The sequence below is a fragment of the Methylobacterium sp. J-076 genome (assembly GCF_022829405.1).
GTDB lineage: Bacteria > Pseudomonadota > Alphaproteobacteria > Rhizobiales > Beijerinckiaceae > Methylobacterium.
Window position 1 is genome coordinate 334,555 of record NZ_JAKSXW010000149.1, and the last position, 19,504, is coordinate 354,058.

A 19,504-nucleotide genomic window follows, 5' to 3' on the forward strand; every position below is an offset into this window, starting at 1 on the left:
CGCGCTTAAAACCCCCGGAACGCGAGCGTCAGCGCGCCGATGGCGATGCCCCACAGGGCGAGGGTCGACCACACCGCTCGATTGCGCTCGTTCCGGGCGAAGCGTTCGAGACGCCGCGCATCCCCAGTCCCGGCCTCGTCGAGGCGGACCAGCACGCGCTTGAGGCGCTGGGCGAGGTCGGGGATGTCGCCCACCACGTCCGCGATCACCCGCACCGCCTCCGCGCCGCTCTGGAAGCGGCCGACGGGGCCGAGGTTGTGGGCGATCCACGAGCGCACCACCGGCTCGGCGGAGGTCCACATGTCGAGCTTGGGGTCGAGGGAGCGGGCGACGCCCTCCACCACCACCATCGTCTTCTGGAGCATCACCAGCTCGGTGCGGGTGCTCATGTCGAACAGGGCGGTGATGTCGAACAGCAGCGTCAGCACCTTGGCCATCGAGATCTCGTCGGCCTTGCGCTGGTGGATCGGCTCGCCGATGGCGCGGATGGCCTGGGCGAAATCGTCCACCGAATGGTGCGGCGGCACATAGCCCGCCTCGAAATGCACCTTCGCGACCCGCCGGTAGTCGCGGGTGATGAAGCCGAGCAGGATCTCGGCGAGGAAGCGCCGCTCGTTGGCCCCGAGCCGGCCCATGATGCCGAAATCGACCGCCACGAGGCGGCCCTGCGCGTCCACGAACAGGTTTCCCTGGTGCATGTCGGCGTGGAAGAACCCGTCGCGGATCGCCTGACGCAGGAAGCTCTGGATCACCGTGCGCCCGACCGCCTGCGGGTCGTGACCCGCGGCGATCAGCGCGGCCGGGCCGTGGAGCTTGATGCCGTCGATCCATTCGGACGACAGCACGTCCCGGGCTGTCAGCTCCCATTCGGGCTTCGGCACGCGGAAGTCGTCGTCGCCCCTGGTGTTCTGCGCCAGCTCGGAGGCGGCGGCGGCCTCCAGCCGGAAGTCCATCTCCATCATCACGGAGCGGGCGAGGATCTCCACCACCTCCCGGGGGCGCAGGCGCTCGGCCTGCGGGGAGAGGGCGTGGACGATGCGCGCCATGAAGCGCATCACCTCCAGATCGCGCTTGAACCCGTCGCGGACGCCGGGGCGCATCACCTTCACGGCGAGCGTCCGCCGGGTGCCGTCCTCATCCTCCACCACCGCCCTGTGGACCTGCGCGATGGAGGCGGCGGCGATGGGCTCGCTGAACGAGACGAACAGCTGCGCGATCGGCTTGCCGAACGCTGCCTCCACCACGCGCACCGCCACGGCCTGCGGGAAGGGGGGCACCCGGTCCTGCAGCTTCTCCAGGTCGAGGGCGGCGGCCATGCCGACGATGTCCGGCCGGGTCGCCAGGAACTGGCCGAACTTGACGTAGGACGGCCCGAGCCGGGTCAGCGCGGCGGACAGCCGGGCGGCGCCGTCGTCGAGGCCGGGCCGTTCCAGAAGGCGCCCGAGCTTGAGGGCGAGGCGCAGGTGCGCCGGCAGCTCCGACGGGTCGGCGAAGGCCAGAGCCCCCTCGCGCGCCAGCACGAAGCCGACATGCGCGCCACGGAACAGGTTGATGGCGGCGCCGATCACCGGAGCACCTCGCTCAAGAGACCTTCCAGCCCGAATGGATCGCCACGATGCCGCCGGACAGGGGCCGCTCGGACACGTGGCGGAAGCCCGCCTGCTCGATCATCCCCGCGAAGGCGCCCCGGGTGGGGAACTTGCGGATCGATTCCACGAGGTACCGGTAGGAATCCGCATCCCCCGCCACCCGCGCGCCGATGCGGGGGATGACGTGGAAGGAATAGGCCTCGTAGACCTTGTCGAGGAACGGTACGTCGACGGCCGAGAATTCGAGGCAGAGGAAGCGCCCGCCGGGCTTCAGCACCCGCCGCGCCTCTTCCAGGGCCAAGTCGATCCTGGGCACGTTCCGGATACCGAAGGCGATAGTGTAGGCGTCGAAGGCCGCAGCCGGCAGGGGCAGGCTCTCGGCATTGCCGGTGACGAAGGCGACGCGTTCGCCGTAGGTCGCCTCGGCCCGCTCCGCGCCGACCCTCAGCATCGATTCGTTGATGTCGAGCACCGTCACCCGCGTGGCCGGCCCGCCCGCGTCCAGCACCCGGAAGGCGACGTCGCCCGTGCCGCCGGCCACGTCGAGATGGGCGAAGGGCCGGTTCTTCGGCGGGCGCAGCATGGCGACGAGCTGCGCCTTCCAGGCCCGGTGGAGACCGGCGGACATCAGGTCGTTCATCAGGTCGTAGCGGCGGGCCACGGAGTGGAACACGCTGTCGACGCGCCCCTGCTTCTCGCTGAGGGCCACGCGCTCGAACCCGAAATCCGTCGTCTCGCGTCTCGCGCCCTCGTCCGCCACCGTCATGCTCTTCCCGCCATTCGTGCCCGGACCTTCGAGCCTGAGGGGCGTCTTAGCCGGAGTCCGGCCGAGCCGCCATGCGTCCGAGGCTCCCCCTCAGCCGACGCGCAGCTTCAGGGCGTCGGCGATGGCCTGGGCCATGGCCTTGGTGCCCATCGGGTTGGCGCCCTGGCCGGCGATGTCGGCCGTGCGCGCGCCCCCGGACAGCGCGTCGGTGATCGCCCCGTCGAGGGCGTCGGCGGCCTCGCCCAGGCCGAAGGAGTAGCGCAGGCACATGGCGAGGGAGCCGATCATGGCGATGGGGTTGGCCCGGTCCTGCCCGGCGATGTCCGGGGCGGAGCCGTGGACCGGCTCGTAGAGGGCGCGGCGCAGCCCCTTGTCATCGACAGCCCCGAGCGAGGCGGAGGGCAGCATCCCGAGCGAGCCGGTGAGCATCGCCGCGATGTCGGACAGCACGTCGCCGAACAGGTTGTCCGTCACCAGCACGTCGAACTGCTTCGGCCGCCGGACGAGCTGCATGGCGCAGTTGTCGGCCAGCACATGCTCCAGTTCGAGGTCGGCATAGTCCTCGGCATGGACGCGGGTGACGACCTCCTTCCACAGGACGCCAGTCTTCATCACGTTGTGCTTCTCGGCCGACGCGACCCGCCCCGAGCGCTTGCCGGCGAGATCGAACGCCACGCGGGCGATCCGCTCGATCTCGCCCGTCGTGTAGACCTGGGTGTCGACGGCCCGCTTGCCGCCGTCCGGCAGCTCGGTGATCTCCTTCGGCTCGCCGAAATAGACGCCACCGGTCAACTCGCGCACGATCATGATGTCGAGGCCCTCGACCAGCTCGCGCTTCAGCGCCGAGGCCTCGGCCAGGGCGGGGTAGCAGATCGCCGGGCGAAGGTTGGCGAAGAGCTCGAGGTCCTTGCGCAGGCGCAGGAGGCCGGCCTCCGGGCGGTTCTCGTAGGCGACGCCGGCCCATTTCGGCCCGCCCACGGCGCCGAGGAGGATCGCGTCGGCGTCCTTCGCCCGTTGCAGGGTTGCGTCCGCCAGGGGGACGCCGTGGGCGTCGATGGCGCAACCGCCGACGAGGTCGGTCTCGGTCTCGAAGGACGCGAGCCCGGTCTCGGCCAGGGCGTCGAGCACCACCTGCAAGCCGCCCGCCACCTCCGGGCCGATGCCGTCGCCGGGCAGGAGGAGGAGCTTGTAGCTGGCCATGGTGGGTCTCGCGCTGTCTGTCAGGGGAGCCCGGTCGACATCACCCGCACCGTCCTCGCGAGCGAAGCGGAGCGACCCCGGGCAGTGCACGGACGGCCCGTGTGGCGCATCCCTGGGTCGCTCCGCTTCGCCCGCGGGGACGGTCAGGCCAGCCCTACCGAGCGAAATCGGTCTTCGGCGGGCTTTAGAGCGGTCTCCGCCCGAGGGGAAGCCGGGTTCGGGCGCCATGCCCTTGAGTTTCGCGGAGGCCGGATGTACCTCTCTGCCCCTGACGTGCGGCCGCTTCGGCATGGCCCGCGCGAGCCTGAGGAGAGACGAGCCTTGGCCAGAGCCGGCTCAGCGTCGGAGATCGCCGGTGCCGCTTGCGCGGCGCAGCGGTCGCGCGCGCCCTCGGCCTTCCTCCTCCTCGACCTTCTGCTTACCCGCCCCTGAGGGCCGTCCGGGCGTGCGCCTGGGCCCTTAGGGGAGATTTCGCGATGCAACGCCCATCCCGGGCATCCCCCGCCTCCGGCCGCGCGCCGGGCGGAGCGCGACAGGGTTCAAGAAGGCACCTCCCATGACCATCCCATCCGACACCCCGGCGACCGGCACCCGCGACCGCGTGCTGATCTTCGACACCACGTTGCGCGACGGCGAGCAGTGCCCCGGCGCCACCATGACCTTCGATGAGAAGCTGGCGGTGGCCGAGCTGCTCGACACGATGGGCGTCGACATCATCGAGGCCGGCTTCCCCATCGCCTCCATCGGCGATTTCGAGGCGGTCTCCGAGATCGCCCGGCGGACCAAGCGCGCCACCATCGCCGGGCTGGCCCGGGCCATCACCGCCGACATCGCCCGCGCCGGCGAGGCGGTGCGGCACGCCCGGCGCGGGCGCATCCACACCTTCGTCTCGACCTCGCCGATCCACCTCGCCCACCAGATGCGCAAGACGCAGGACGAGGTGCTGGAGATCATCCTCAAGACCGTGGCCCAGGCCCGCGACCTCGTGGAGGACGTGGAGTGGTCGGCCATGGACGCGACGCGCACGCCCATCGACTACCTGTGCCGCTGCGTCGAGGCGGCGATCAAGGCGGGCGCCACCACGATCAACCTGCCCGACACTGTGGGCTACGCGACGCCGACCGAGTACCGGGAGATGTTCCGGGCCGTGCGTGAGCGGGTGCCGAACGCCGACCGGGCGATCTTCTCGGTGCATTGCCACAACGACCTCGGCCTCGCCATCGCTAACTCGCTGGCGGGCATCGAGGGCGGCGCCCGGCAGGTGGAATGCACCGTCAACGGCATCGGCGAGCGGGCCGGCAACGCGGCGCTGGAAGAGATCGTGATGGCGATCCGCACCCGCGCCGACGTGATGCCCTACGACACCGGCATCGAATCGCAGATGCTGACCCGGGCTTCGAAGCTCGTCAGCCACGCCACCAACTTCCCCGTGCAGTTCAACAAGGCGATCGTCGGCCGCAACGCCTTCGCCCACGAGAGCGGCATCCACCAGGACGGGATGCTGAAGAACTCGGAGACCTACGAGATCATGACCCCGGCCTCGGTCGGCCTCACGAAGACATCCCTGGTGATGGGCAAGCATTCCGGCCGGGCGGCCTTCCGCTCGAAGCTGGAGGACCTCGGCCTGCACCTGTCCGACAACCAGTTCCAGGACGCGTTCGAGCGCTTCAAGGCGTTGGCGGACCGGAAGAAGCACGTCTACGACGAGGACATCGAAGCGCTGGTGGACGAGAACCTCGCCACCGCCCAGGACAGGATCCGCCTCGTCTCGCTCTCGGTCATCGCCGGCACCCGCGGCCCGCAGCGGGCGACCCTGCGCATCGTGGACGAGGCCGGCTCGCGGGTCGAGGAGGCGGACGGCAACGGGCCGGTGGACGCGGTGTTCAACGCCATCCGGGCCCTCGTGCCGCACGAGGCGCAGCTCGACCTCTACGACGTCCACGCGGTCACCGGAGGCACCGACGCGCAGGCGGAGGTGACGGTGCGCCTGCGCGACGGCGACCGCAGCATCACCGCCCGCGGTGCCGACCCGGACACCCTGGTGGCCTCGGCCAAGGCGTATCTCTCCGCGCTGAACAAGCTCGCCGCCCAGGCCGTGCGTCTCCATGCGCAGCACGCCGCGGCGGAATGAGGGAAAAAATGGCGGCCGGGGGTGGACAGCCCCCGGCCCCATTGCTACTAGGCCGGCGTCGGCGGCGGTTGGTGGCCACCGAAACGGTCGCAACAGCGATCGGGCGCATAGCTCAGTTGGTAGAGCAGCTGACTCTTAATCAGCGGGTCCTAGGTTCGAACCCTAGTGCGCCCACCAAGATTTAAACTCCTCACAGCACAGCGGAAAACGGCCTTCCAGTTCGCCGCGCCCGGGACGACCGAAACGGGCCGAAAACGGCCTTGGGCGGCATTTGGGCGGGGAACGCGTTTCAACCCCGCTCGCGGGTGGCTTCCGCGGCAGGGTTGTCGGCGCCCTCGATGACGGGGCGCGGCGTCCGGTTCGATTGTCCCCCCGCGCCGCCGATCCGCACAGGGGGCCCGTGTCAGCCCAACGGCGGGGAGATGGTGTGGATGGCCGGCGGACCGCCTGTGTCGTGCTCGATGCCGGAGCGGATCTCGCTGGCCGCGTCGAGCTCCTCCCGGTGAAGGCCCAGGCGCGAGCCATCGCTTGTCATGGACCGACAGATCTCATCCTTCACCGCGCGCGTCCCCAGCATCACGAAGGTACCGGGGCCACGGGGTGGGCGCCCGTCGAGCTCGCCGAGTTCCCTATAGAGCGATTGCAGCGACCCAATGCCTACCGCACTCGCCGCCCAGCCCCGCCCGCTGGCTATTAGCGTTTCGGCTTGCTCGATCTCGCGCACGACGTCGTCGCGGGTCCTCGCTGGTGCGGCCCGGATGTATCGCCGCCGCATGCCCATCGCGACGGGTGGCAACCGGACCTGCACGAGGAACGGGTCATCATACATGCCGAAGTCCCCCATGGGGATGACGACCGGATAGGACGGCGGGTGGTCGCGCCCTTCGAGGTACAGGGCGTACGTGTGGTCCCCGTTCGCCACGAGGGTGGCGTCGACGGGCCCCGAGATCCGCAAGGTCAGGACCGTCTCGCCACCGTCGACATCGACGCCATGGATGAGGCTCGAGCGCATACCCGCGGCCATGGCATCGATCATGTCCAGTCTGCCGCCTCCGGTCACCCTTATCCTGCTGATGGCCCCTTCGAGGTTGAGCCGCGCAGCATTGGCGTCCTTCACGACCTGGAGCGCCTTGTCCGGCCGCCAGGTCCGCCCGTCCTCCCCGGTCAGGGCGGTGCCCTCGTGGAGGCGCAGGGTAGCCCCGACGTCCCGGAAGGCGGCCACCAGGTGGCGTAGCTGACGGCACGACCATCCGGAGGGCTGGCTGTTCTTCGGGCCCTCCGCGTTGCCGGCGAAGATGTCGTCACGCTGCACGTTCACCGAGATGTCCATATAGCTGAGGCCGGCCGCCTTCCGCAGGGACCAGACCTCGGTCGAGACGAGGTCCTCCTCGCCGGCGGTGTCCGCGTAGTGCCCCCGGGCGAGGCAGTTCTGCATGCACCCGCCCTCGCGGCGGAGGGCCTGCTTGGTGACGAGGCGGACCCAGTAGCCGCCGTCGTCGGCCTCGATGCGGTCGGCGGTCCCCTTCTCGGTCGCGGGCGTACGGTCGGACACGGGTCATCCATCGGTGCACGGGTTGCAGCGAGGAGTGGCGGTGCGCCTTTCCCGACGTTCCGGCAGGCCGCGGCCCCCGGTGGGTACGGCCCTCCCGAGCCGCCACCGGGGAGTCTAGCGGGATGCCGCGATTCGTGGAGGTCCGTGGGATTTTACGAACCGGACTCACTCAAAGGCGATGGAACCCGCGGATACTGCCGTCCACCACAGGATGGTTCGCCCGATGCGCCTCTACCACTTCACGTCCCTAGGTCACCTGCCCGTCATCCTCGCGACGGGAGGGTTGTGGCGCGGCGAGGTCCCGCTCCTCGACGGGTCGAGGATCACCCGGGCGAATTGGCTGACGTCGGACCCAGACCCCGGGGGACATGGCTTGGACGGCTCCGAGGTGGACAAGCGCGCGGTCCGCATCGAGATGGAGTTCGGCCCCAGGGAGGCGTACCCGTGGCTGCGCTTCGCCAGTACCCGGGCTGGGTACCTGGAACCCCAACTGGTCGAGGAATTGGTTCGGACGGGCGGTGGCCAGCGCAAGGCGAGGTCCTGGTACGTCTACCCGAGGCAGATCCCGCCCAGTCGGTTTCTAGCCATCAAGTTCCGTCGGGAGAACGGAGGCTACAGCCCAGCCACACCCAGCGAGATCGAAGCGCTCGTCCCGCATGAGGAACTCGCGGACGTCGCCGAGGAACTCCGCCTCGCCCGTTTGGGCACTGAGAAGGCATACGCCTGAACTGAAGGCTGAACGTCCACGAGGGGCCCTGGCAGCGATGCCGGGGCCCTTTCGCGTTCCGTGTTACCGGAATGCCCCCGGGGCTCCCCATACGGCCTCCTGTTCCGGCGTGTCGTCGCGCTCGTTCTGGGTTTGGACTTCCTCAAGGGTCGGGGGCCGGTACTGGTAGCGGACCACCCGCAGGTCCAGGCCGACCCTGTTCATCGCGGCCAACACGACACGGAACGGAACAGTCGGTGCCCGCCCGTCCTCCAGGAGGAGGATGAGCTGTTTCGTGCAGCCGGCGGCCTTGGCGACCTCCTGCTGGGTCAGCCGACGCCACCGGCGATGCTGCCGGATGAGCTTGCCGATCTCGAACAAATCTAAATGCGGCACGTCGGGCCGATGCCTCCCACAACGTACTTTTGAGCCGAAATCGCCTCAGAAGTACGTTACTGGAGGCATTCTGAAGATGCCGGGAGGCCCTGAAACCCACAATTCGAGCGGTGCCGTTAACGGTCTACAGCCCCGCGGCCGCCTCGACGGCCTCGCACCGAGTCCGCGACCACAGGGCCTGCTCGCTTCTCTCGATGGCCAACCTGAGGCGACGGGCATGTGAACCCGGGGGGTGCTCCCACCATGGTCCGGGGTTCCTGCGCGCGATGCGGGCGTGTTCCCGCCACCTGGCCTTCGTCTCCGGGGACCGCAGCCGCCCGTGCGGGCCGCACAGGAACTCGCCGTCGCGGAATCCCGCCTCGACACTGGCCGTCCGCCGGCAGAAGGGGACGGCGCAATGGGCACGGGAGGTCATCCACCCGCACTCCGCTCCGCCAGCATCGCATCTATGGCCACGATCCGGGCAGCGATTTCGTCCTGCATGGTGCTGAAGAACGCGAAGTCGCCCAGGACCGCACGGCACCGCCGCAGTTCCTCCTGCATCATCTCCACCGTGCCCGCGCGGACCTGCTGGATGGCCGTCTCGGGCTTCTCCAAGTGTTCGAGCAGCGGAGGCACGACCTGTACAAGGACGGCCAAGCGGCGGGCGGTGGTCTCGTTCGCGGCGGTACGCCCAGCAGTAACCGTATCGTCTTCTCCGGCCGTGCATCGAGCCGCCCACCACTCGAAGGATCGCTCGCGCATTCCTGTCATGCCGTCCTCCCGTTGAGATGGGTCTGCAGGCGGTCCACGGCGGCACCAATTTGGCGCCCCAGGACGAGGAACCCCAGCGCCACGGACTCGCCAACCTCCGCGCCCTTGCGGGCGGCCCGGGCGGCCTGCAGGTCGCCCCCGAGCCGGTCCGCCCGGCGCCTGGCCTCGGCCTCGATGATGGTGTCCATCGCGTCCGCCAAGGCAGCGCCATGGGCTTGCACTGCCAGGCGACGGGCAGTCCGGCGGCGCAGGTGAACCGGCACGGCGGCGCGGCGGAGATCCCGGCGGATGCTGCGTTCGAGTGCGGTCATGCCGCGTCCCCATCGGCAGCCGTGGCCAGTAGGACGTCAAGGTCGGCGGCCAGCAACCGATGGAACGACACCGGCGTCCTGGGATACCATTGCAACTCCCAGACTTCGACGGTCGCCAGCGCCTTCTCGCGCTGCGCAAGACTGACCCAGGCGGTCTCGGGATACGTCCCCGTCTCAATCGCCTCCAGGACCGTCTCGTAATAGGCCTTGTGCTGGTTGTGAGTCAGGTGAAGCGAGGCGTCGTGCTTCGGGAACTGCATCGTCACGTCTCCCAGGGCCATCAGCCGAAACTCCCCACCGCCGGCGTGCCGGTGCCACGGGTGCGCGCCATGTGCGTGGCGGTCTCGGCCTCGCAGCGGGCCAAGGCGGACCGGGCGCGCTCGCGGTCGAGCTCGGCGGTGAGCTCCGTGACGCGCACGGCGAGCTCGCGCTTCGAGCATTCCATCAGGGCCGCCAGGGAGACCACCGGGGCGGCGACCTCGTTCGTCCGAACGGTCGTCACGCCGTCCTCGGTCGTCGTCACGCGGATGAGGGGGCGCATGTCAGGAGACCTTTCCGAAGATGCGGTCGGCGATGGAGAGCCTGCCGAGGTTGGCCGCCAGGCGACCGGTATGCTTCCGGCCTTCCTCCCAACGGCGGTACATGTCCTCGCGGTGGGCATCCATCTCGGCCGGCGGGAAGAGTTGCTCGATGTGGTGCCGCATGTGAGGCATCCCCATCGGGTCAGGTACCCAGATCCGGAACACGTCGTCGAGGAACGCGTCCCAGGTTCCCCATCCCCGCAGCACGTCCGCGCGGGTGCGGACCGGAATGCCCATGAACCCGAACAGCACCGGGGACCGCAGTGGGCGCTTGCGGGGTGTTGGGGGCACCGGCATCGCCAGGCCGCGGGCGCGACGGACGCGGGTGTAGTGGAGGCGCATGTCAGGCAGCCTCCTCGTCGTCCTCCGGCTCCTCGTAGGGATGCCCGTGGACCTGCTCGTAGACGAGCTTCGACCACTCGGTCCGGCGGTACGAGAACGTCCCCAAGGTGAAGACGCCGGAGCACGAGTAGAACCCACCGTCCTCGATGCCCAGCACCCGCCCGTAGAACTCGGGGAAGCGGCGGGCGATCTTTTGGAAAATGAGTTCGGCGTCGCCGTTGAAGGCGTCGAACCGCACTTCTATCTCGCCGGGCTCGTCGCGGATGAACTCGAAGTACGCGGCGTTGTAGCAGCTACCCCAGTTCTCGTAGGCCCACTCGCGACCATCGCTCTCCTGGTACGCTGTGAATGTCTCGAAGCTCAGTCGGACCGGGCAGTCGTCGTAGCCGCGGTTCGTGTTCTCGACGATGTGGGCGGCCTTGAACGCCGCGATGACCTCGGGCGGTCCCGAGAGCGTCAGGCGTAGGGTCGTGTTGTTCGCCACGTCATCCCCCTCCCGGAATCCAAAGGGGGTCCGCAACCCTGGACGGTTGCGGACCCCCTACGTCGACCGGCCGGTGCTCCGGCTCACTGAGCTACGTCCACGCAGTTGGTGTGGGGGCAGGAATCGAACCTGCTACCTCCGTCCGGCGACGCGGGCCTGAGCCCGAGGACAGGGTACCCAGGAACCACGATTCGGCTAGCCGCCCCCCGCCCGCGCGGGCTATCCCGGGGCATGGAACTGCTGCTGGCCAACGTCGATCCCGAGACCGATCCGGTCCCTGCCGGCTGGACCGCCGTCGGCTTCGTCCTATCGGCGCCGGTGCGCACGGTCCTGGCGTACGCGCCCGACCGGCAGCCGCACGCCGTCGTGCCCGGGGAGCCGCCCAAGGCCCTCGGCCCAACGGAGGTCAACGCGGCCCTCGTGGACGCCGTCGACCGCGCCGGGCTGGCCGTGTGGCCGGGCGGCTGGCTCCACGCCCTGCCGCTGGCGTTCGGCGCGAACCGCCGGACCTGGCAGAAGGACCGCATCGCCAAGAAGGGCCTCCATCCGACGGCCCTGCGGACCCTGGCATGCCTCGCGGATGCCGAGGATGCCGAGGCCCGGGGATGGCTGGCGACGGCGCTGGGCCGGTACGCGGACGAGGCCGGCACGTCCCCCCACGTCGACGACCGTTTGCACGAGGCCCGCGACGCCGCCGACCGCGTGCTGCGACTGCTGTTCACCGTGCGCCAGGGGCGGACGTTCGAGAACCGCGGGGAAGGCTTGGACGGGGGTGAAGTTCGTTAACCCCTCGCTAGGACCTGTCGTGTACGATGGCGGCTCACGCCCAGGGTTCGGTTCAGCCGACCCGGTGCAACGGAGACCATCCGATGACCGACCCCCTCGCCGGGGCTGAGTGCTATTCCGCGCTCGCCATCCTCTCAGGCCGCACCCCGCCTCCCGTTCGCGAGGACCTGCCGTACGATCCGTACTTCCGGTACGTCGACTCGCGGTACCCGACGATGCCCACGCCCGAGAGCCCGGGCATCGAAGTCCATAACAACGTCCCGCTGGCGCACCTCGGCCGGTCGGGACGGTACATCCGCCAGGACTGGATGGAGCCGTCGCCCTACGACGACGACGCCCAGGCCCGCGTCACGCTGACGGCGCTCGGCACGCTGCACCACGAGTGCATGCGGCACGCCGGCATCGTCCAGCGCCGCATGACGTCCGGCATCCCGCTGCCCGAGCGGCGCGCACTCCAGCACGTCGAGGAATCGATGCTGTCGCTGGCCCGCATCGCCCTCGTGCCGCTCGCCGAGACCGGTGACCGCCATGCCATCAAGACGCTCGTCCTCGCCGCCGAGGAGCGCGTCCACGCGATCCCGGGCCTGCTGCCGTTCTGCGTCGGGGCGCGCGCGAACCTCGCGTCGCCCGAGTGGCCAGTCGTCGACTGGAGGCCTGACATGGGCGCCTTCGGGATCATCGAGGACTGCATCCGCCAGGGCACGAAGATCCTCGACCGCCGTGCCGCGCTGCAGGACATCGACGAGGACAGCGCGGGCATCGTGCGCCGTGCCACGCCGACTGGCCGCAAGGGGCCGCACCCGGGACCCGGACCCGTCGATGACCGGTATCCCGGGCCCGAGGACGCCCCCGCGACGGACCTGCCGGCCGACATGGAGCCGGAGGGTGTCGAGGTGTTCCCCGCGAGCATCCTCGACGCCGTCGGCAAGGGCGAGAACAAGACCGCGGTGAAGCAAACCCTGGGCTCGGCGCTGGGAGCCCGCCTGCCGCTCGCCGAGGTCCCGGCGGACTGGGACGCCTGGGAGGCCGAGCTCGTCGGGGAGGCCCCCTGGCTGGCCGCGGTCCCGCGCGCCCTCCGCGCCGAGCACGAGGGGCGCACGCACTGGCGCCACACCGTCCTGTGCGTCGAGGGCCCGCCCGGCGCCGGCAAGACGCGCATCATCCGCCGGATCGCGCGGCTGTCCGAGCTGCCGTACGTCCGCATCAACTCAGAGTCGGCCTCGGACACGAGCACGTTCGGCACGAGCATCCGCTGGATGTCGGCCCAGGCCGGCGTCATCGAGCGTGAACTGGCGGGCTCGCGCTGCGCGTCGGCGCTCGTCCACTACGACGAGTTGGAGAAGGCGGCCGGGTCCCGGCAGTCGAACAGCGGCAAGATCACCGACCTGCTTCACGGCCTGTTCGAACAGGAGACAGCGCAGTCCTGGCGCAGTCCGTGGCTGGGCGTGCCTGTCGACGTCGGGCACCTCGTCCACGTCGCGACGGTCAATTCCCTCGGCGGCCTGCCCCCGTCCCTAATGGACCGAATGCGGGTTATCCGCGTCGGCGAGCCCGGGCCGGAGCACCTGGCCGGGCTGGCGGCCCGGATCAGCGGGCAGTTCTGCATCGACCGCGGGATGGACCCCCGCTGGGGCACCATCGACGGCGAAGAGCTCGCCGCCTTGGCGGGGGTCTGGCCCGGCGGGTCCGTTCGTCGCCTGCAGCGCCTAGTTGACGGCCTGCTGAGGGCGCGCGACGGCGCCCCCGGCCCCCGGCATTAGGGGGCCGCCATGTCCGACCTGAACATCGTCCGCCGGCGCATCGCCGACGCGGCCCGGGCACGCACGGCCAACGCGCTGTTCTGCATCGCCGCCGACCTCACCGTCACCCGCCTCGCCGCGCACGTCGCGGCGGGGACGATGTCACCCGCCGACGCACTCGCCGAGGCCCACGACGCCGAGGCGGCCGCGATGCGGACCCGCCACGTCAACAACCCGGAGCACCTCCATGGCCGCCACCGCATCTCCCTCTGAGCCCACGTACGAGCGGGCAGTTGCGCTGCTCGAACTCGTATTCCACGTCGGGCGGCTCACTGACGAGGGGCGTCTCTGGAGGACGACGGCGCCGTCGTCATCCGGCTGCTCAAGGAGTTTGCCTTCGCCGACTGGGCCGACGGCGGTGACTGACATCTATCGCCACCGCCCGAAGCGCCTGTGGTCTGTCCGTGATTCCGGACGCGTCTCCGGGCACCGGCAGGCCGTCGCGCTCGCCGATTGCCGGTTCCGCGTCAGCGAGGCCGGCCGCCTCCGGGCGCTCCGGGGGCGCCGGGAGGTCCACGCGCACGTCTCCGGGACGCTTCTCGACGCCCTGCCGCCGGCCGGGGCCGTGCCCATCGGCTACCGCATCGACGAGCCGGGATTCCGGCGCCGGGACACGGGCGAGATCATCCACGCCGCGAAGGCGGTCTACTTCCTTGAGGACGGGTCATGCGTAGCAGTTCTCTAGTATTCGCAGTATTCGCGATGGTCGCACCGGCGGCCGCCGCGCCGTTCCCCGACGAGGGCGACAGCTTCCTGATGTCCGTGCGCGAGCCCGCGGGGCCGTCTCGCGAGGCGTTCGGGCGGTGGGAGGGGACACCGCGGCCCCGCGGGGGCGGCTGGACGCTGCGGGTGACCTGCGGCCTCGTGGATACGCGCACGGGGCGGGAGACGGTCCTGTACCAGGGCCGCGGCGACGCTACGGTCACCAGCCGGGGGCGGTCGCTCGCGGCCATCCGACCGGTACCGGATGTCGCCGCGGCGCAGACGTCGGGCGTGGAGTGGTCCGGGAACCCCGGGCGGGGGACGGCGGACGTCGCGACGCGCGGCCCGGCACCGTGTCCCTCCGGACTCGCCGACGTCTCATCCGGCGACTAGGCCGTCGCGACCATGGCGCCCGGGGGCGCCGAGGGTGATGCTGTCGGCGTAGCCCGGGGAATTCTTGGATGCGTCGACCGTTATTGTAATCCTGTCGTTTCTGGCGGCGCTCGTATTGCTCGCTTTTATGGGCGGCCCGGCCGAGCATCCAGTGATGCTGCTCGATGCGCAAGTTAGCATCGCAAACACTCTCAAGGGGTGGCACACCGGGGTATCCGCCGGGGTGGACATGATAATGCGCCAATTTCTAGCGCAGCAGTGAGGTAGGCCGGCTTCGCGCGGCCGTTGGCATGGCGCAGACGCTATACTGACCGGAGCTTGTGGGACCGACTACTGTCAGACAGCGGGACTGTTGGGTCGAGGCAATGCGCATCATGGTCGACGCGCTGAGGGGGGGAGAGCTTGGCGCTGGACGCGGACGAGTTCTGGGTTGCGGTGAGGTTGGCGGTGGAGGCGGCGATGGCCCAGCGCGGCGCGGTGGCCGCGCACCACCTGCACGACGCCCTGCCGACGGCGTTAAAGGTCGACGGCAAGTGGATCGGGCAGCCGCTGACTACGTCCTGGCCGCGCTACCACCTGTTGCGCGAGGCCGCGGCGGGCAAGGGCATCGTGGAGGCGGCGGGCGGGCGTTTCGCCCAGGCCGGCCTGCCGGCGCTGGCACCCGACCCGGCGCCCGAGGCGAATCTCGCGGTCTCGCCGGCGCTGTCGGGCAGGCAAATCTAAATGTTGTTCCTGGCGACGGCCCACGACGTGCTGACGGCCCGGGGCCCGATGTCGGCGCAGGGGATCATCGCGGTGATGCCCACGGGATGGGTGGAGGCAACGAGGCGGTACGGGACCGCGGATGCCAACCTGCCGGTCCGGCCCGGCGAACTCAGTTACAAGCTGCGCGAGCGCATCGCGCGGTTCGAGCGGGAACGATATCCGGGCGAGGCGCTGCCCTTGTCGGAACTCGCCGACGGGCGCTTCGAGGCGACGGGCCCGTGGCCTGGCAGGGGGTCCGAACGTCCGGACGAGGCCGCCTGAGCCAATGGTCGCGGTTACGGAGGGACCCTGCGGTGGCAGTGATCACTGCCCCCCGATGTGACCCACGTTCAGGCATCGGGTGCCGGACGGGGATGGACAGATAGTACCCGGCGCTTTCCCCGCGTCCGCACCTTGCGGGCTCCGACCTGTGACGTACTAGCGGCGGGTGCGGACGGTAACGGCGGTCCTATCCGCCACGCGCCGAAGTGGAGCGCAGATCGCTCACGAACAACATCGCCTCGTCATCCGTGACGCGTTCCCGGTCTAATTGGGCATCCATACCGACGATGGGTGAGAAGGGCATCAGCGACGGTTCCACGAACGGGGCACCGTCGAGATGGGAGATGACGGCGCTCGCGAGCTCGACGATGTTCACCCATCGGACGAGGAAGGTCGCCGGTCGGTTCGCGATCAGCAGCCGCTGAAGGTCGATCTCGTCCTCGACGAAGTCGTCCGCGGGGCTGGGGAAGCCGGCCCGGACGGCCTTTGAGAGGACGGGGATGGGTATCGGCAGTCCGATCAAGACGGCTGAGACCTGCACGCGCTCGCTCCACGAATCCAACGGAACAGAAGTGGAACATAGCGGGACGGTTACGCCAAGCGGCTAAGCTTGTGCAGTCGCCGGCGTGTGGACGGGTTTGGATTACCTCGCGCATCCTACCGGCGAGGGATCGGACGAGGCGGCCAACGCCGGCCATGGCCCGAAGGCCGCTGCCCCGGGCCATCGCCGCATCGGACATGGCCGGCTACGGGCGCCCGGCACCCTCAGGTTTCTACAGGCGAAGTCCCTCCGTTAGCGTCCGTACCGGTCGTCGTTCGCGAGGGCGGGTAGGAAACCTCCGGCGGTCTCGCGACCTAACCCCATCCCAACAATGCGGAGGTCCCCATGCGCATCCCCATCGCAGCCGTCGTCCTGACGACCATGGCCGTCGCGGCCCATGCCCAGACCCCGGAGGGAACGGTCGCCGTCGGCCCGTGGAAGGTCGACGCGGTCTCGAAGGGCCAGAAGTTCGAGCGTTGCACGATGACCCGTACAACCGACGACGGGGTCGACGTGCAGTTCACCCGCGACGCAATCGGGCTCGACCTGACCATGAGCTCGCCGAAGTGGAAGCTCGGGCGCGGCAAGAGCTACCCGGTCGAGCTGGCGGCCGGCTCGTCGGTGTTGCAGGCCGAGGTCGCCGCCTCGGGCAACGCCGTGTCCCTGCCGGTGAAGGACGAGCGGTTCGTGAAGGCGCTCAGGCTGGCCGACGCGCTCGACGTCAAGGGCGAGGGCGCGACCATCAAGGTGGCGCTGGACAAGAGTGCGGCCGGCCTCGACCGGCTGGAGGCGTGCTACGCAAAGAACGGGTCGGCGACCGAGACGAACCCGTTCGTCGCACCGAAGGCCAAGCCGTAGGCTGCAGGTTCGGTTTCCCGGCGTCCTGGCGGCGACGGGGGCGGTGGTTGGGTCGGCCGGCCGTACGACCTGTGGCGGGTTCCGCTTGGGTCCCTCGAAGGGCACCGGGACCAAGGCCGGGCGACATCGCGAAGAGCGGCCGGAACGTTACCGGTCGGACGACGCGGCCGAACCCGGAGCCGCCTCGACGTACCCCCGCCGGCTAACGCCGACGCGGGGACTTGGGGTCGGACTGGACAGGGGGGCTCCGATGCCGTCCCGGAAGCGCGCGGTTCAGTACCCCCCGTAGTACCGCCGCGGGCCGTCGTAACCGTCAGGGCCGCGTCCGTGGCCGTCATACCCACCGCGGCCCGGGCCGCGGTAGCCGTAGCCACCGCGCGGTCCGCCCCAACCGCCCCTTCCCCAGTCGTTCGGGCGGCAACGCCCCCAGGGGTTGGGGTGGAAGCCGGGACCGCAGCCGCCGGCCACCCGCTCGATGATCGCCTCACGCTCGGGCGGCCCGAAGCCGTATCCGACCGGGGCCGCGACCGCCGCCGAGGAGGCGAGACCGACGCTGATCAACGCGGCGAGACCCGTCACCTTCAAGACCATCATGACTGCATCCCCAATGGTTGGCGGCCCGACCATGTCGGACGGGATGACTCGGAGGCTGCCACCCGGCGGCTGACCGGGATCTGACGGGTTCGTTCATCGCACCGACGGGTGCGACCGGGTTCAGAGCCGCCCGGTCACCAGCAGCACGATCAGGACGATGATCAGGACGCCGCCCAGGCCGATGCCGCCGATGCCGTTGTAGCCGCCGCCATAGTAGCCGTAGCCGCCGCCCCCGAGCGCCAGGACGATCAGCACGATGAGGAGGATGGTAACGAGGTTCATGCTCTGATCCTTATCGGGTCGGGAGGCGACCGCCGGTTGCGTCGGTCACCGTCCGTCGAGGGAAGGGCCGCCGGAGGTGCCGCCGGTGCCGGGTGGTCCGCCGGTCGGGGTGCCCCCGATGTTCACGTCTGGCGTCGTGCCGGGCACCGACGAGTTGCTGGGGTTGGCCTCATTGCCCCGGGTGATCGGGCTGGGCCCGAGGTCCCGGGCGCCGGGACCAACGCCGCCGACGGTGGCGGGCGGGGTGACGCCGGTATTGCCAGCGCCACCCGTGGTGACCTGTTGCGCGCCGACCGGGCCGGCCACCATCACTCCCAGCGTGGCCAGGAGGACCAAGTTCGTTCGCATCGTCGGATCGCCCTTCCGCTCGCGGCGGGACCTTGCCCGCCGCCATTCAGAGACCATCCGTAGCCGTCGGCCTCAGTACCGGCCGCGGGGCGGCACGCCATCCTCGAAGTCGCGGCGGCGCTCCTCCCGGCGGATGTCGTCACGGATGGCGTCGCGCCGCTCCTCGCGCAGTTCCTCCCGGCGCTCCTCCCGGCGGATGGCGTCATACTCGCGCTCGCGCGGCGAGCGCGGGTCAACCCGGATGCCGCTGGGACCGATGTCGATGCTCTGCGCCAGGGCGGGCACGGCGGGGAACAGGCCGGCGACGACGAGTCCAGCAGTGAACAAAGCCTTCAAGTGTCTTCTCCTGGGTTTGTCGCGTAGGCGGATCGGGGGTCAGCCATCTTCGTCACGGGTGAGTTCGCGGCCCATGACTTCATGCGTCTCGACCTGGGTCGACCGGGCATCCCTCGACGAGGCGTGCGCCGTCCCCGTGCCCGAGACTGTTGTCGGGTTCGCGTGAACCAGGCGCTTGGCGGCCGTGGGCTGTCGTCGCGCCCCGGTGTCCCGAGATTGACCGACGGCATTCGCCATCGCTGCTGACAGGATCGGCATCATCGTTAATCCGGGCGGCAGCGGCGCGCTCAAACGCGGAGCCAGCACAGCGATCTCGGGCGACAAGGCGCTCGGCCGCATGTACAGGCCGAAGGGCGGCTCGGCCCTCACCGCGACGGAGGTCAACGCTGCCTCGGACTGCGACGCGACCGGCCGCGCAGGCCGGGGCAATTCCTCGAAGTTGCCCGGGTGCAGCACGCGCGCGGCCACGAGAAGGCCGATGGCGGCGACGGCGGCGGTGCCCAGGGTGGACCGGTAGTGTTCCATGGCCCAGGTAACAGGTTACCGAAGTCCGCCGTTCCGCACCGGTCAAACGATGCGCAGGGGCGTGGCGTCGACGCAACATCCGGGGTGAGCCAGGTGATCTGACCAACTGGGCATCGTATGCGGAGGGGTCGGCCGTGGCGGCCGATCCCTCCGCGGCCCCGAAGGCCACGTTCAAGCTGGCCGCTTGAGGTGGCCACGCAGCGTGCTGATACGACTGCCGACAAGCCGCACGGCCTTGCGCAACTGGTCTTCGCTGACTCCGAATTGTCGTGCGTAGGTCTCGCGGCTGGACCGGTCGTGAATGTCGAGATGGGTACGTTCGTCCTGCATGATCAACGCCCGATTGATTGCCCCGGGAGGGTACCGGGACGGTCGTCAAGCGAACGTCGGTCGAGCCTACGGGTTGCGCGGCCGAGCCCCATCCTCCTGGTCATGCACAGGGACGTCGCCCGTCTTCCGGCAACCGCGCCGAAAACCCTTCGCGCCGGTCCAATTGATAACGC

The 19,504-nt window shown here is 70.0% G+C and carries 29 protein-coding genes and 1 tRNA gene; 12 read left to right on the forward strand and 18 right to left on the reverse strand.

Translation table 11 applies throughout. The features are described from left to right. Positions 1–5: 5 nt before the first annotated feature. The 3 genes from ubiB to leuB all read right to left on the reverse strand — a co-directional run bounded on the left by ubiB (position 6) and on the right by leuB (position 3,555). Positions 6–1,568: a 2-polyprenylphenol 6-hydroxylase gene (gene ubiB, locus MKK53_RS23785; RefSeq protein ID WP_243931434.1), complete on the reverse strand. Its 1,563-nt coding sequence runs from the start codon at positions 1,566–1,568 to the stop codon at positions 6–8. Between the two features lie 13 nt (positions 1,569–1,581). Beyond that, positions 1,582–2,355: a bifunctional demethylmenaquinone methyltransferase/2-methoxy-6-polyprenyl-1,4-benzoquinol methylase UbiE gene (gene ubiE / locus MKK53_RS23790; protein ID WP_243931435.1), complete on the reverse strand. Its 774-nt coding sequence runs from the start codon at positions 2,353–2,355 to the stop codon at positions 1,582–1,584. Positions 2,356–2,445: 90 nt separating this feature from the next. Beyond that, complete coding sequence (gene leuB / locus MKK53_RS23795; protein WP_243931436.1) at positions 2,446–3,555, reverse strand: 3-isopropylmalate dehydrogenase; 1,110 nt, start codon at positions 3,553–3,555, stop codon at positions 2,446–2,448. Between the two features lie 556 nt (positions 3,556–4,111). On the opposite strand from leuB, the gene MKK53_RS23800 reads away from it, so the two are divergent. Both MKK53_RS23800 and MKK53_RS23805 read left to right on the forward strand, forming a co-directional pair. Beyond that, positions 4,112–5,686: a 2-isopropylmalate synthase gene (locus MKK53_RS23800; protein WP_243931437.1), complete on the forward strand. Its 1,575-nt coding sequence runs from the start codon at positions 4,112–4,114 to the stop codon at positions 5,684–5,686. Between the two features lie 101 nt (positions 5,687–5,787). After that, positions 5,788–5,863: transfer RNA gene (locus MKK53_RS23805), tRNA-Lys, on the forward strand. Between the two features lie 226 nt (positions 5,864–6,089). Here MKK53_RS23805 and MKK53_RS23810 read toward each other — a convergent pair. After that, positions 6,090–7,238 (reverse strand): hypothetical protein, encoded by a 1,149-nt coding sequence (locus MKK53_RS23810; RefSeq protein ID WP_243931438.1) that lies wholly within the window; start codon positions 7,236–7,238, stop codon positions 6,090–6,092. Positions 7,239–7,461: 223 nt separating this feature from the next. Between MKK53_RS23810 and MKK53_RS23815 the strand changes: the two genes are divergently transcribed. Continuing rightward, positions 7,462–7,965 (forward strand): hypothetical protein, encoded by a 504-nt coding sequence (locus MKK53_RS23815; RefSeq protein ID WP_243931439.1) that lies wholly within the window; start codon positions 7,462–7,464, stop codon positions 7,963–7,965. Positions 7,966–8,028: 63 nt separating this feature from the next. On the opposite strand, the gene MKK53_RS23820 is transcribed toward MKK53_RS23815, so the two are convergent. The 7 genes from MKK53_RS23820 to MKK53_RS23850 all read right to left on the reverse strand — a co-directional run bounded on the left by MKK53_RS23820 (position 8,029) and on the right by MKK53_RS23850 (position 10,811). Further along, positions 8,029–8,340, reverse strand: a complete 312-nt coding sequence (locus MKK53_RS23820) for a helix-turn-helix domain-containing protein (protein WP_243931440.1) — start codon at positions 8,338–8,340, stop codon at positions 8,029–8,031. A 411-nt stretch (positions 8,341–8,751) separates the two neighbouring features. Next, positions 8,752–9,093, reverse strand: a complete 342-nt coding sequence (locus MKK53_RS23825) for a hypothetical protein (RefSeq protein WP_243931441.1) — start codon at positions 9,091–9,093, stop codon at positions 8,752–8,754. Further along, positions 9,090–9,404 (reverse strand): hypothetical protein, encoded by a 315-nt coding sequence (locus MKK53_RS23830; protein WP_243931442.1) that lies wholly within the window; start codon positions 9,402–9,404, stop codon positions 9,090–9,092. The genes MKK53_RS23825 and MKK53_RS23830 overlap by 4 nt, the downstream gene beginning before the upstream one ends. After that, positions 9,401–9,685, reverse strand: coding sequence for a hypothetical protein (locus MKK53_RS23835; protein ID WP_243931443.1), 285 nt, complete (start codon positions 9,683–9,685; stop codon positions 9,401–9,403). The genes MKK53_RS23830 and MKK53_RS23835 overlap by 4 nt, the downstream gene beginning before the upstream one ends. Next, the gene (locus MKK53_RS23840; RefSeq protein WP_243931444.1) at positions 9,685–9,945 is read right to left on the reverse strand and encodes a hypothetical protein; all 261 of its coding nucleotides are present in this window, start codon (positions 9,943–9,945) and stop codon (positions 9,685–9,687) included. Before MKK53_RS23840 ends, MKK53_RS23835 begins: the two co-directional genes overlap by 1 nt. 1 nt (position 9,946) lies before the next feature. After that, positions 9,947–10,327 carry a hypothetical protein gene (locus MKK53_RS23845; protein ID WP_243931445.1) on the reverse strand — a complete coding sequence of 127 codons (381 nt, stop codon included), beginning with the start codon at positions 10,325–10,327 and terminating at the stop codon, positions 9,947–9,949. A gap of 1 nt (position 10,328) precedes the next feature. Continuing rightward, positions 10,329–10,811 (reverse strand): hypothetical protein, encoded by a 483-nt coding sequence (locus MKK53_RS23850; RefSeq protein WP_243931446.1) that lies wholly within the window; start codon positions 10,809–10,811, stop codon positions 10,329–10,331. A 231-nt stretch (positions 10,812–11,042) separates the two neighbouring features. Between MKK53_RS23850 and MKK53_RS23855 the strand changes: the two genes are divergently transcribed. The 8 genes from MKK53_RS23855 (at position 11,043) to MKK53_RS23890 (ending at position 15,517) form a co-directional block, all read left to right on the forward strand. After that, complete coding sequence (locus MKK53_RS23855) at positions 11,043–11,597, forward strand: hypothetical protein (RefSeq protein ID WP_243931447.1); 555 nt, start codon at positions 11,043–11,045, stop codon at positions 11,595–11,597. Between the two features lie 83 nt (positions 11,598–11,680). Then, positions 11,681–13,357, forward strand: a complete 1,677-nt coding sequence (locus tag MKK53_RS23860) for an AAA family ATPase (protein ID WP_243931448.1) — start codon at positions 11,681–11,683, stop codon at positions 13,355–13,357. A gap of 9 nt (positions 13,358–13,366) precedes the next feature. Then, a complete protein-coding gene (locus tag MKK53_RS23865) occupies positions 13,367–13,609 on the forward strand; it encodes a hypothetical protein (RefSeq protein ID WP_243931449.1) in 243 nt (80 codons plus the stop codon). A gap of 145 nt (positions 13,610–13,754) precedes the next feature. After that, entirely contained in the window at positions 13,755–14,081 is a 327-nt protein-coding gene (locus MKK53_RS23870) for a hypothetical protein (protein ID WP_243931450.1), read from the forward strand. Positions 14,082–14,098: 17 nt separating this feature from the next. Continuing rightward, complete coding sequence (locus MKK53_RS23875; RefSeq protein ID WP_243931451.1) at positions 14,099–14,491, forward strand: hypothetical protein; 393 nt, start codon at positions 14,099–14,101, stop codon at positions 14,489–14,491. 64 nt (positions 14,492–14,555) lie between these two features. Then, positions 14,556–14,753: a hypothetical protein gene (locus tag MKK53_RS23880; RefSeq protein ID WP_243931452.1), complete on the forward strand. Its 198-nt coding sequence runs from the start codon at positions 14,556–14,558 to the stop codon at positions 14,751–14,753. 140 nt (positions 14,754–14,893) lie between these two features. Next, positions 14,894–15,214 carry a hypothetical protein gene (locus tag MKK53_RS23885; protein ID WP_243931453.1) on the forward strand — a complete coding sequence of 107 codons (321 nt, stop codon included), beginning with the start codon at positions 14,894–14,896 and terminating at the stop codon, positions 15,212–15,214. Further along, the gene (locus tag MKK53_RS23890) at positions 15,215–15,517 is read left to right on the forward strand and encodes a hypothetical protein (RefSeq protein WP_243931454.1); all 303 of its coding nucleotides are present in this window, start codon (positions 15,215–15,217) and stop codon (positions 15,515–15,517) included. A 187-nt stretch (positions 15,518–15,704) separates the two neighbouring features. On the opposite strand, the gene MKK53_RS23895 is transcribed toward MKK53_RS23890, so the two are convergent. Beyond that, positions 15,705–16,058, reverse strand: a complete 354-nt coding sequence (locus tag MKK53_RS23895) for a hypothetical protein (RefSeq protein WP_243931455.1) — start codon at positions 16,056–16,058, stop codon at positions 15,705–15,707. 345 nt (positions 16,059–16,403) lie between these two features. On the opposite strand from MKK53_RS23895, the gene MKK53_RS23900 reads away from it, so the two are divergent. Further along, entirely contained in the window at positions 16,404–16,916 is a 513-nt protein-coding gene (locus tag MKK53_RS23900; protein ID WP_243931456.1) for a hypothetical protein, read from the forward strand. Between the two features lie 273 nt (positions 16,917–17,189). Here the strand turns inward: MKK53_RS23900 and MKK53_RS23905 are convergent, their stop codons facing one another. From MKK53_RS23905 to MKK53_RS23930, 6 genes are all read right to left on the reverse strand, one after another. Beyond that, a complete protein-coding gene (locus tag MKK53_RS23905; RefSeq protein ID WP_243931457.1) occupies positions 17,190–17,510 on the reverse strand; it encodes a GCG_CRPN prefix-to-repeats domain-containing protein in 321 nt (106 codons plus the stop codon). A 120-nt stretch (positions 17,511–17,630) separates the two neighbouring features. Next, a complete protein-coding gene (locus tag MKK53_RS23910) occupies positions 17,631–17,792 on the reverse strand; it encodes a hypothetical protein (RefSeq protein WP_243931458.1) in 162 nt (53 codons plus the stop codon). 45 nt (positions 17,793–17,837) lie between these two features. Next, the gene (locus MKK53_RS23915; protein ID WP_243931459.1) at positions 17,838–18,140 is read right to left on the reverse strand and encodes a hypothetical protein; all 303 of its coding nucleotides are present in this window, start codon (positions 18,138–18,140) and stop codon (positions 17,838–17,840) included. Between the two features lie 72 nt (positions 18,141–18,212). Continuing rightward, positions 18,213–18,476, reverse strand: coding sequence for a hypothetical protein (locus MKK53_RS23920; protein WP_243931460.1), 264 nt, complete (start codon positions 18,474–18,476; stop codon positions 18,213–18,215). Positions 18,477–18,515: 39 nt separating this feature from the next. Beyond that, entirely contained in the window at positions 18,516–19,001 is a 486-nt protein-coding gene (locus MKK53_RS23925) for a hypothetical protein (protein ID WP_243931461.1), read from the reverse strand. A 171-nt stretch (positions 19,002–19,172) separates the two neighbouring features. Further along, positions 19,173–19,331 (reverse strand): DUF3606 domain-containing protein, encoded by a 159-nt coding sequence (locus MKK53_RS23930; RefSeq protein ID WP_243931462.1) that lies wholly within the window; start codon positions 19,329–19,331, stop codon positions 19,173–19,175. Between the last annotated feature and the right edge of the window lie 173 nt (positions 19,332–19,504).